Origin of the sequence: Paraburkholderia sp. SIMBA_054 (genome assembly GCF_046534875.1) — a bacterium.
In the GTDB taxonomy this organism is placed as follows: domain Bacteria; phylum Pseudomonadota; class Gammaproteobacteria; order Burkholderiales; family Burkholderiaceae; genus Paraburkholderia; species Paraburkholderia hospita.
Genome location: NZ_JAWRXV010001376.1, coordinates 1 through 248 on the forward strand (window position 1 = coordinate 1; position 248 = coordinate 248).

At 60.9% G+C, this 248-nt stretch carries 1 protein-coding gene; it reads left to right on the forward strand.

Annotated elements, in window-relative coordinates; translation table 11 throughout:
• Window positions 1-42 precede the first annotated feature (42 nt).
• Window positions 43-248 (forward strand): histidine kinase dimerization/phosphoacceptor domain -containing protein (locus SB822_RS59580; protein WP_410859437.1); only part of this gene is annotated, 206 nt, incomplete at its 3' end.

The following is a 248-nucleotide window of genomic DNA, read 5'->3' on the forward strand; positions in this document are numbered from 1 at the left end:
GGCAATTCATTGGCCACCGTTTCATCCCTGCTTGGCCTTCAGATGCGGCAGACGCGCAGCGAGGATGCTCGCGCGGCTCTCGCCGCCGCTCGCGATCGCGTCCAGACGGTATCGACAGCGCACCGGCGCTTGCGTCTCGGCGAGGATATGGAATCGGCCCGCGTCGACGATTTTCTCGGAACCGTCATCAACGATATCCGAACCGCTATCGGTCAGGATCGCAAGATCGAATTTTCGACCGATTTCGC